Annotated in this window: 10 protein-coding genes; 7 read left to right on the top strand and 3 right to left on the bottom strand. The window is 73.1% G+C overall.

Features of this window, described 5'->3' with window-relative positions; genetic code table 11:
• Positions 1–10: 10 nt before the first annotated feature.
• Entirely contained in the window at positions 11–1,072 is a 1,062-nt protein-coding gene (locus tag ACFVGY_RS16020) for a class I SAM-dependent methyltransferase (RefSeq protein ID WP_385676997.1), read from the top strand.
• Between the two features lie 141 nt (positions 1,073–1,213).
• Here ACFVGY_RS16020 and ACFVGY_RS16015 read toward each other — a convergent pair whose 3' ends face one another.
• On the bottom strand, positions 1,214–1,477 hold the full coding sequence (locus ACFVGY_RS16015; protein ID WP_385676930.1) for a pentapeptide repeat-containing protein: 264 nt from the start codon (positions 1,475–1,477) through the stop codon (positions 1,214–1,216).
• A gap of 146 nt (positions 1,478–1,623) precedes the next feature.
• Positions 1,624–2,079, bottom strand: a complete 456-nt coding sequence (locus ACFVGY_RS16010) for a hypothetical protein (protein ID WP_385676928.1) — start codon at positions 2,077–2,079, stop codon at positions 1,624–1,626.
• A 268-nt stretch (positions 2,080–2,347) separates the two neighbouring features.
• Between ACFVGY_RS16010 and ACFVGY_RS16005 the strand changes: the two genes are divergently transcribed.
• The 6 genes from ACFVGY_RS16005 (at position 2,348) to ACFVGY_RS15980 (ending at position 9,674) form a co-directional block, all read left to right on the top strand.
• Positions 2,348–3,568 (top strand): cytochrome P450, cyclodipeptide synthase-associated, encoded by a 1,221-nt coding sequence (locus ACFVGY_RS16005; RefSeq protein WP_385676925.1) that lies wholly within the window; start codon positions 2,348–2,350, stop codon positions 3,566–3,568.
• A 64-nt stretch (positions 3,569–3,632) separates the two neighbouring features.
• Positions 3,633–4,025 carry a nuclear transport factor 2 family protein gene (locus ACFVGY_RS16000; RefSeq protein WP_385676922.1) on the top strand — a complete coding sequence of 131 codons (393 nt, stop codon included), beginning with the start codon at positions 3,633–3,635 and terminating at the stop codon, positions 4,023–4,025.
• A 132-nt stretch (positions 4,026–4,157) separates the two neighbouring features.
• A complete protein-coding gene (locus tag ACFVGY_RS15995; protein ID WP_385676920.1) occupies positions 4,158–6,167 on the top strand; it encodes an AAA family ATPase in 2,010 nt (669 codons plus the stop codon).
• Positions 6,168–6,283: 116 nt separating this feature from the next.
• On the top strand, positions 6,284–7,786 hold the full coding sequence (locus ACFVGY_RS15990) for an MFS transporter (RefSeq protein WP_385676917.1): 1,503 nt from the start codon (positions 6,284–6,286) through the stop codon (positions 7,784–7,786).
• 48 nt (positions 7,787–7,834) lie between these two features.
• Complete coding sequence (locus ACFVGY_RS15985) at positions 7,835–8,275, top strand: SRPBCC family protein (protein WP_385676915.1); 441 nt, start codon at positions 7,835–7,837, stop codon at positions 8,273–8,275.
• Between the two features lie 34 nt (positions 8,276–8,309).
• A complete protein-coding gene (locus tag ACFVGY_RS15980) occupies positions 8,310–9,674 on the top strand; it encodes a carotenoid oxygenase family protein (protein WP_385676912.1) in 1,365 nt (454 codons plus the stop codon).
• Positions 9,675–9,743: 69 nt separating this feature from the next.
• On the opposite strand, the gene ACFVGY_RS15975 is transcribed toward ACFVGY_RS15980, so the two are convergent.
• A partial coding sequence (locus ACFVGY_RS15975) for a hypothetical protein (protein ID WP_385676909.1) occupies positions 9,744–10,339 on the bottom strand: 596 nt, incomplete at its 5' end.

Here is a 10,339-nt window from a genome sequence, read left to right as displayed (position 1 = left end):
CGCTGCGCGGGTGGCCGCGCTGCGCGCCGCCTACCGGCGGGAACTCGCGGAGGGCACCGGTGTCTTCTTCGAGGCCCGGCAGCACCGGTGCCCCTGGTGCGGCTCGGCCCGGCTCGGCGGCCGACTGCGCACCACCGACCTCCTGCAGCACAAGCCGGGCGAGTTCAGTCTGGACCGCTGCCACGACTGCGGGCACGTCTTCCAGAATCCCCGGCTCAGCGAGCGCGGACTCGCCTTCTACTACCGGGACTTCTACGACGGCCTGGGCGAGGAGCGCCTCGGCGGGGTGTTCGCCGGCCGCACCGCTGCCTACCGGGCGCGGGCCGAGTCGGTGCGGCCGCACCTGGCCGGCCCGGCCGAGTGGCTGGACGTGGGCACCGGGCACGGGCACTTCTGCGCGAGCGCCGGGGAGGTCCTGCCCGACGTGGTGTTCGACGGCCTCGACCGGTCGGACGGGGCGGAGCTCGCCCAGGGGGCCGGGCGGGTGCGCCACGGCCACCGCGGGGCGTTCACGGAGCTGGCGGGGCGGCTGCCCGGGGCGTACGACGTGGTCAGCATGTTCCATTACCTGGAGCACGCGACCGACCCGCAGGCCGAACTGGAGGCGGCGCAGGCCGTACTGCGGCCCGGCGGGCTGCTGGTCGTCGACGTACCGGATCCGGAGAGCCGATGGGCCCGGCTGCTGGGCCGCTGGTGGCTGCCGTGGCTCCAGCCGCAGCACCTGCACCTGGTGCCGGTGGGCAACCTGCGCCGACGGCTGACCGAGACGGGTTTCACGGTGCTGGCGGAGGAACACGCCCAGGCACACGACGCCGTGGACCTGGTGGCGGCGGCGTGGCTGGCCCTGGACGGGCTGGCACCGCGCGAGGACCTGCCCTGGCTGCCGGAACCGCCCGGGGCGGCGCGCCGCGTGCTGCGCGGTGCCGCCCTGCTGGCCGGGGTTCCGCTGCTGCTGGCCGCCACCCTGCTGGACCGGACGGTGGCACGGCCGCTCGCTCAGCGGTGGGGCCTGACCAATGCCTACCGGCTGGTCGCGCGACGGGAGGGGTCCGGGGCGAGCGCACCGGCGTAAGCCGCGCGGAGCACTTCGTGCCGCGCAGCTGCGGCAGCGGCAGCGGCAGCGGCAGCGCCACACGCCCGGTCACACGGCTCGGCCCGCAACACCCCACCCGTACGGGCAGAACGCCCCGAGCCGAGCCTTCTGTATCACTCTTTAGCCGATGCCCGAGTTGCCGATACCGGAGTTTCCGATGCCGGCGTTTCCAATGCCGGCATTGCCGATGCCGGCGTTGCCGATACCCGCATTGCCGATACCGGCGTTGCCGATACCCGCATTCCCGATACCGGCATTCCCGATACCGGAGTTCCCGATGCCCGAGTTGCCGATGCCGTCGGCGCTGGCCGCTGCGGCTCCGCCGAGACCGAGGGCCGCGGCGGCGCCCAGTACGACGGTGAACCGGAGAAGACGTGAACGCATTGCATACCTCCTGTGTGCGGTGCGTTTGCAATACATCACTAGCATTCGGTTCATCGGTGTCCTGGCATATGCGCCGGACGTGGCCGTGTCGGCACCGGCTGGCGTACAAGCAGCCCTCGCACCGGAGCACAGGCCGGCCGGGGTCCTCAGCAGGTGATCGTGACCTCGTGGACGACCGGCCGGGCCGCCCAGGGGAACGAGGCCACGCCGAAGGTGCCGCGGACGGTCGAGCCGCAGGCGGCGGTGCTCACCGGGCCGCGCACATCGAGCGTCGTGGAGGTGAAGATGACCCGCATGTCCTGCGTGTCGGGTGAGGCGCCGCCCACGACGCCGGCGGACAGCGTCGTGGACAGCTCCTTCGGCGCGGGCGCCGGGCTGCCGGGAGAGGGCGGGCCGGCGAGGGCGACCCGGCCGTAGAACTCGACGACGTTACCGGTGACGTCCGCGCACAGCCTGGTGGACAAGCCCGCCTGGAGGCCCGAGTTCCCACAGGACGTCACGGTCCCGGTGGCGGCGCCGGCGGCAGGGGCGGCGGTGGCAGGGGCGGTCGCGAGAGCGGTCAGGCCTGCAACACCGATCGCGAGGAGGGCTAAGCGGTTCATCGTGGTTCTCCGTGTCTTGTGAGCACGCCCAGGGGACCCCAGGCGTCGTATGGCATGTGATATTTCACATGCCATCAGAATACGCGATGAACAGAACATGAACTCCTCGCGCGCACACCATGACACCTCCCGCCAAACCACCCCCGCGCCGGACCTCGGCCGTGCAACTGGCTCAACCCGTACCGCCGTTCGCCCGTCCTGTAAGCCGGAGGCTTCCCCTCCTGCTCCGCCCTCCCCCGCACCGCACGCACGTCGAGAGGCCCCATCCGTGTTCCCTCACACGTTCAGCGTCCTCTCCGAGGGCTTCGCCGCGGACCCCTACCGCTACTTCGCGCAGTTGAGGGAGCAGGCTCCGGTGCACTACGAGCCGACGATCGACAGCTACTTCCTCTCCCGCTACGAGGACGTCAAGCGGGTCCTGACCGACCACGAGGAATTCACCACCGGGATCCTGGAGGTGCGGGCCGAGCCCGTCATGCGGGGCCGGGTCCTCGCCCAGATGACCGGGGCCGAACACGCCGCCAAGCGGGGGATCGTCGTCCGCGGTTTCACGGGCCGGGCCCTCCAGGACCAGATGCGCGCCGTGCAGGCCACCGCCGCCGAACTCATGGCACCCTTCCTCCCCCGCGGCCGTGTGGACCTCGTCAACGACTTCGGCAAGCCCTTCGCCGTCCAGGTGACGCTCGACGTCCTCGGTCTGGAGAGGAAGGACCGGCAGCAGGTGGCCGCGTGGCACAGCGGGATCGCCGAGTTCATCACCAGCCTCGGCCTCACGCCCGAGCGCCGCCGGCACTGCCTGGAGTGCGCCGAGCGGTTGGAGGCCCGTCTCCTCCCCCTCATCCAACAGCGGCGCCGCCAGCCCGGCGAGGACCTGATATCGAAGCTGTGCACCGCCGAGTTCGACGGCATCGCCCTGGGCGATCGCGACGTCATCGCGCTGATCATCAACGTGCTGGCTGCCGCCACCGAGCCCGCGGACAAGACCCTCGCCCTGCTCTTCAAACATCTGATCGACCACCCCGAGCAGATGGCGCAGGTCCGCCGGGACCCGAGCCTGCTGCCCGCCGCGATCGCCGAGACCCTGCGGTACACCCCGCCGGTCCAGCTCGTTCCCCGCCGCGCGGAGCAGGGCGCCGTCTTCGCCGGCACCACCGTGCCGCCGGGTGCCACCGTCTTCTGCATGATCGGCGCGGCACACCGGGATCCCGAGGCCTTCACCGCGCCGGACGCCTTCGACATCCACCGCCCGGACCTCGGCGCCGCCCGCTCCTTCACCGCAGCCGCCCGGCACCTGGCCTTCGGAACCGGACTCCACCAGTGCATCGGCGCGGCCTTCGCGCGCGCCGAGATCGAAACCGTCGCCGCGATGCTGCTGCCCCTGCTCGACCGCGTCCGCCACAGCCCCGGCTTCCGGTACCGGGAGAGCGGCCTGTACACCCGGGGCCCCGTCGCCCTGCCGCTGGACTTCACCCCGCGACCGGTCCCCTGAACCCCCGGCTCCAGGAGCCGGGATCCCCATCTGCCCCTACTCCCCCAGACGAAGGCGGCCAGCCATGACATCGACCGACATCACCCGTGCCATCAACGACCTGCTGTTCACCCCGGGCCTCGACCTCGACGAAGCCCTCGACCGGCACTTCACCCCGGACTACCGCCAGCGCACCAACGGCGAGTGGAGCGACCGGGCCGCCTTCGCCCAGCACATCGCACGGCTGCGCACCCTGGTCCGCAGCGGACACATCGAGGTGCACGAGGAACTCCGCGAGGGGCTGCGCTACGCCGACCGCCACACCGTCACCGTCAGCCGGAACAACGGCCGCACCTCTCGCACCGAGGTCTACCTCTTCGCCGAGACGGCCCCCGACGGCCGCTTCCGACGCGTCGAGGAGACCACCCTCCTGGTCGACGGCCACCCCGACGACAGGAACCTCGGCACCGTCAAGTGACGCGGCGCGGGGCCTGCACACCGCTCCGGTCGGTGACGGCCCCGGCCCCGTGACGACCTCGGGCGGAACAGCCCGCCCCGGAGGCGCGACCCGCCTCCACGACACCTGGGAACGAGAGAGTGGGGAGCCGCCGTGGCGTCCGTCGGGGAGAGACTGAGCAGAGCGCGCGTACGGGCCTTCATCGGCCGGGACGAGGAACTCGGGCGCTTCGGGGAGGCCTTGGCCGGCGAGCCGCAGGCACCGTTCGCGTTCTACGTGTACGGGCCGGGCGGCATCGGGAAGTCGACGCTGCTGCGGCGGCTGGCGGACCGTGCCCGCGCGGCGGGCCGGCTGCTCGTCGAACTCGACGGCCGGTTCGTCAGCCGGGACCCGGCCGATTTCGAGCGCGCTGCCGGTCCTTTCCTCGATGTTCCGGGCACGGTCCTGTTCGTGGACTCCTTCGAGCACTGCCAGTGGCTGGAGAGCTGGTTGTGGCACCACTTCCTGCCGCGCGCCGCGGACGACGCGCTGGTCGTGCTGGCCGGGCGGCGCGCTCCGGAGCCGCAGTGGACCACCGATCCCGCTTGGAACCGGCTCCTCCACGTCACCGAGCTGGAGCCGTTCTCCACGGAACAGGCCCGGCGGCTGCTGGTCGCGGCCGGGATCCGACCCGAACTGCGGGACCGGGTGCTCCGCTTCGCCGGCGGCAACCCGCTGGCCCTGTCCCTCGCGGCCGCGGCAGGATCGGCGGGCTGCAGCAGGGAGGAGCTCATCTGGGCCCCTTCGGCCGACGTCCTGCGCACCCTGTTGGCGGGGCTGATCGGAGAGGTGCCCACGGCAGCCCACCGCCGTGCCCTGGAGGTGGCGGCACAGGCCCACTCGACCTCCGAGGAACTGCTGGCCGCGGTGCTGCCCGGGGAAGACGCACATCTGCTCTTCTCGTGGCTGCGGGACCTGCCCTTCATGGAGTCCACGCTCCGAGGGCTCCACCCGCACGACGCCGCCCGTGAGACGCTCGCCGCCGACCTGCGCTGGCGGGCGCCCAACGCCTTCGAGTCGATGCGCCGGCGTCTGACGGACGAATACCTGCGCATCCTGCGCGAGGGCCCCGAGGACCGGGTGTGGACGGTCACCGACGAGCTGTTCTACCTCTTCCGGGACGGGAAGACCCTGGCCAGGCTGCGCACCTGGTCCCGGGAGGACGAGGTGCACGACCGCCCGCTGCACCCGGACGACCTCGACGTCGTCCTGCGCATGGCCGAGGACACCGAGGGCGCCGCCTCCGCGGACTTGGTCCGCTACTGGGCGCAGCGCCAGCCACGGGCCTTCAGCGTCTACCGCCTCGTGAGCACGGGCCGGATCGTGGCGTTCACGGCCCGGCTGGCCCTGCCGGCCCCTCCCGACCCCCAGGACCTGGCCACCGACCCGGTCGTCGCCGCCGCATGGCAGTACACCGGTGCCACCGCGCCGGTGGGACCCGGCGAGCACATCGGCATCAGCCGCTTCTCGATCTACCCCGAGCGGTACCAGGTTCCCTCGCGCGTCATCGACCTGAGCAGTTCCCGGGCCCATTCGGAGAGCGCCCGGGCGCGCGGGCGCGCATACGGCTTCGCCGTCTTCCGGGACGCCGAGACCTGGGCCGAACGCGTCCGGGGAACGCTCGTCGACACCGGGGCGCGCCCTCGGGTCGGTGCGCACGCCTACGGGCTGTTCGCCGTCGACTGGCGCCAGGTACCCGTGGAGGCGTGGCTCATGCGGTTCGTCTCGGCCACCGACGAAGCCGTACCCGTCCGGTCGGGACCGTCGCCCGTCTCGCGTTCCGCGTTCGACCAGGCCGTGCGCGAGGCGTTGGTGCACTGGCGCGACGCGGGCGCCTTCGCCGCCTGTGCCCTGATGCGCGCCCGTATCGCGGCCGACCTCGACGAGCCCGTCGGTGAGCTGCGCACCCTGCTGCGCCGGGCCGTCGACGACCTCGCCCGCGACCCGCGCGGAGTGCGCGCCCGCGAGGCCCTGACCGCCGGCTACTTCTCCGGGGCGCCCACCCAGGAGGCCGCCGCCCGCCGCCTCGGCCTTCCGTACGGGACGTACCGCCGCCACCTGCGTCAGGGCCTGGACCTGCTCTGCGATGCCCTGTGGCAACAGGAGTTGCACGACCCCCGATAGCCGCCGCGGACGCATGACGCCGGCAGGGCCGGGTGGACAGGTGCGGACAGGGGTGGACAGTGGCCGGCCCCGTCCGGCCTGGAGAGTGGACAGCGTCCGACGCGAGTGTGTGCGCCATGAACGCAGCACGCACACAGAAGGGTCGGGCGGCACCCCGGGTTCCCCGGCCGGGGGCGGTGCTCGCGGCGCTGGCCGCCGCCCAGTTCACCGTCATGCTCGCCACGTCGATCGTCAACGTGGCGCTCCCGCAGATCCGGGCCGGGGCGGGCCTCTCTGACGGCGGGACCACCTGGGTGGTCAACGCCTACGGCCTGGCGTTCGGGGCGCTGCTCCTGGCGGGCGGACGGGTCGCCGACCTGCTCGGCCGCCGCCGGGTGCTGATCGCCGGGCTCGCCCTGTTCGCGGTGGCCTCGCTGGCGGCGGGCCTCGCCGCGTCCCCCGGCGTTCTGATCGCGGCGCGCGCCTTCCAGGGCTTCGGTGCCGCCGCCATCGCCCCGGCCTCGCTCGCCCTGGCGATGGCCCTGTTCCCGTCCGGGTCGGGGCGCGGCAGGGCACTGGGCGTGTGGGGGGCGGTGTCCGGCGCGGGAGGGGCCGGCGGGGTCCTGCTGGGCGGTGCGCTCACCCAGGCGTGGGGCTGGCCCTGGATCTTCCACTCGGTCGCGGTGGGGGCGGCGCTGGTCCTCGCCGGTGTGGTGGCGCTCGTACCGCGCACTGCGGCGGGGCAGCGGGCCGGGCGGTTCGACCTGCTGGGCACCGTCACGGTCACCCTTGCCCTGACCTGCCTGGTCTGGGGCCTGACCACGGCACGGGGCACCGGCTGGGCCGACGCCCGGGTGCTGGGCGCCCTCGGCGCCGCCGCCGCGCTGCTGACGGCCTTCGCCGTGTTCGAGCGCCGCCGGCCGGACGCGCTGATACCGCCGAGGCTGTTCACCACGGGCCGGGTCGCCGCGGGCAACGTGCTGATGGCCCTGCTGGGGTCCGTGTGGATCGCCCTGTTCTTCTTCCTGCCGCTGTACCAGCAGCAGGTCCTCGGATCGGGCCCGCTGGCCACCGGCGCGGGACAACTCCCCCTCGCCGCGGCCCATGTGCTCGGTGCCTCCCTCGCCCCGCGCGTCTCGCGGCGCATCGGTGCCACCGCGGCCGTGACCGCGGCCCTGCTCACCGAGGCCGCCGGACTGCTGTGGCTGTCACGGATCAGCACCGACGGAAGCTACGCCGCCGACGTCCTCGGTCCGAGCGTCCTGGTCGGGCTGGGCCTGAGCGTCGCCTTCGTCCAGCTCACCGCACTCGCCGTGGACGGCGTACCACCGCAGGACGCGGGCCTGGCCGGCGGACTGGTGAACACCACCCGGCAGGTCGGCGGCGCCATCGGCCTGGCCGCCCTGACCACCCTGGCCGGCTCCGTCACGGCCCACGCGGCCGGGGACCGGCTCCCTCTGGAGGCCCTCACCGCCGGCTACCGGACCGCCTTCGCGGTCTCGTCCGCGGTCCTGGCCGCAACGGCCGTCCTCGCGCTGCTCCTCAACCGCCGCGCCGGGGCGCGCGCCACCGCCCCGGCCCCCCGCCGGGCTTCCGGCCCGGAAGCCTCCCGGCTCTCCCGACTGCGGCTGAACCGCTAGGTCAGCCGCGCACCACCCACTCATGTCATCCGAACAGGAAGGACCCCCGTGGTCACCATCGACGAAACCGCTCCGGCCATCGTCCGGCTGAGCACCGTGATCGACGCCCCGCTCGCGACGGTGTGGGAGCTGCACACCGACATCGCCGCCTGGCCCACCTGGAATCCGGACATCGACCGGGCTCGGCCCCACGGCCCGCTGGCACTCGGCAGCTCGTTCAGCTGGCGCACCGGCGGCCTGGACATCACCTCCACCGTGCACGAGCTGGTCCCCGGACAGCGGATCGTCTGGGGCGGCCCCGCGTCCGGCATCACCGGCGTGCACGTGTGGGCGTTCGAACAGGACGGTGACCACGTCACCGTACGCACCGAGGAGTCCTGGAGCGGCGACCCGGTCGAGGCCGCGGTCGACGAACTCCGCAAAGCCCTCCACGACTCGCTGGAGAGCTGGCTCGGCCACCTCAAGTCCCGTGCCGAGCAGCACGCCTGAACAGACATCACACCCACTGGAAGAGGTTCCTGCCATGACTGCTGCGAAGCCGTACCTGACCGGCCACTACACCCCCGTCGTCGAGGAGGTCACCGCCACCGACCTCACCGTGGAGGGCGCCCTCCCGCCCGAGCTGACCGGCCGGCTGCTCCGCAACGGGCACAACCCCAAGCCCGGCGTCACCCCCACCCACTGGTTCAAGGGCAGCGGTATGGTCCACGGCATCCGCCTGCGGGACGGCCGGGCCGAGTGGTACCGCAACCGCTGGGTCCACACCCCCGCCCTCGACGGCGCGCCCTACCTGACCGAGAACGGCCCGGACCTCACCGCCAGCACCGCCGGCACCCACGTCATCGAACACGCCGGGCGCCTCCTGGCCCTGTGCGAGGCGAACCTCCCCTTCGAGCTCACCCCGGAGCTGGACACGGTCGGCGCCCACGACTTCGACGGCAAGCTGCGCAGCGCGATGACCGCCCACCCCAAGGAGGACCCGCGGACCGGGGAGCTCCACTTCTTCGGGTCCTCGCCGTTCCCGCCGTTCCTGACGTACTACGTCTCCGACGCCAAGGGCGAGATCGTCCACACCAGTGAGGTTCCGGGAGCCACCGCCTCGCTCAAGCACGACTTCGCCGTCACCCGCCACCACGTGGTCTTCATGGAGGGCAACGTCACGTTCGACCCCGTCGAACGCTCCGGCATCCCGTACGGTTGGAGCGACCGGCAGCCCGCGCGCATCGGTGTCATGCCGCGCGGGAGCGACGGCTCCCGGCACATCCGCTGGTTCTCCGTCGAACCGGGCAACATGCTGCACGTCTCCAACGCCTACGAGGACGGCCAGGGCCGCATCGTCCTCGAAGGCCCCACCGTGGACCGCGAGGGCTTCCGGCTCTCCTGGAGCTGGTGGGTCGGCGCCCCCGGGCGGGGCAGCGAGCCCGCCGCCCGCTCCTACACCCGCCGCTGGATCGTCGACCTGACCGACGGCACCGTCGGCGAGGAGATCATCGACGACCTGCCCGTGGAGTTCCCGACCCTCAACGAGGCGTACCTCGGCGCCGAGAACCGCTACCAGTACGCCATTTCCTTCCCCGACGAGAAGGGCTTCGGCGGCTACGGCATCGTCAAGTACGACCGCACCACCGGCGCCCGCCGCATCCACCGGGCCGGCGACGCGCGGCTGCCCAGCGAGGCCGTCTTCGTCCCCGCCGACCGGGCCACGTCCGAGGACGACGGCTATCTCCTGACCGTCGTCTCCGACCTCAAGCAGGACGCCTCGCAGCTGCTGGTCCTCGACGCCTCCGACCTCGACCGGATCGCCACCGTCCACCTGCCCCACCGGGTGCCCGCCGGGATCCACGGCTCCTGGATCCCCGACAGCACCCTGGAGGACACCACGGGCTGACCCGCCCGCCGCCCGCTCCCGGGACCACCTGGCGACCACCGCCGGCCGTTCGCGCGGCCGGCACCGCCGTCAGGGGCGCGGAACACCGAAGCCGGCCGCGCGGAGCTTGGCCTCGACCAGCGCGGTCAGCCGGGCCGAGGTGGGCCATTCGTCCCCCCGGTGGGAGTTGATCAGCCGGTAGCGTGCGGCGGCGTCGGGCTGGGCCAGGAAGTCCGTCGACATCGCGAGGAGCTCGGGTTTGGCGAGCAGGTTGTCGGCCAGGGCGGACGCCAGCTCCTCGATCCGCGGGTCGTCCGGTGGCCAGCTCTCGGCCTCCCGGCAGCGCTTCGTCAGCTCGACGTACTCGGGGTCACCGAGCCGGTGTTCGAGCTGGGGCAGCAAGCTGTCGAAGACCTCCGGCGCCATTACCCTGGCCAGCACCAGGGCTTCCCGTTGGCCGGCTGTGTAGTCGGGGTCGAAGCCGAGTTCGGTGAGCCGGTCCAGGATGGCGAGGGCGCGGCCGGGCAGCAGGAGCCGGTCGGCGTCGGCGAGCTGGCGCAGCGTGTCACGCCGGGCGGTCAGGTCGGCTATCCGGTCGGTGAGCCGTGGGGGGGGGGGGGCGGGGGGGGGGGGGGGCCCGGCGGGGGGGGCCGCGGGGGGGGGGCCGCGCCCCGCCCCCCCCGGGC

The organism is Streptomyces sp. NPDC127106 (genome assembly GCF_042677605.1).
Taxonomy (GTDB): Bacteria; Actinomycetota; Actinomycetes; order Streptomycetales; family Streptomycetaceae; genus Streptomyces.
Note: the sequence above shows the minus strand (reverse complement) of the source record. Positions and strands in the feature narration are given on the sequence as shown.

Bases quoted from the DNA above. Each gene is read 5' to 3' on its own strand.
- ACFVGY_RS16015 (WP_385676930.1), bottom strand. From the start codon at position 1,477: ATGCGTTCACGTCTTCTCCGGTTCACCGTCGTACTGGGCGCCGCCGCG.
- ACFVGY_RS16010 (WP_385676928.1), bottom strand. From the start codon at position 2,079: ATGAACCGCTTAGCCCTCCTCGCGATCGGTGTTGCAGGCCTGACCGCT.
- ACFVGY_RS16000 (WP_385676922.1), top strand. From the start codon at position 3,633: ATGACATCGACCGACATCACCCGTGCCATCAACGACCTGCTGTTCACC.
- ACFVGY_RS15990 (WP_385676917.1), top strand. From the start codon at position 6,284: ATGAACGCAGCACGCACACAGAAGGGTCGGGCGGCACCCCGGGTTCCC.
- ACFVGY_RS15980 (WP_385676912.1), top strand. From the start codon at position 8,310: ATGACTGCTGCGAAGCCGTACCTGACCGGCCACTACACCCCCGTCGTC.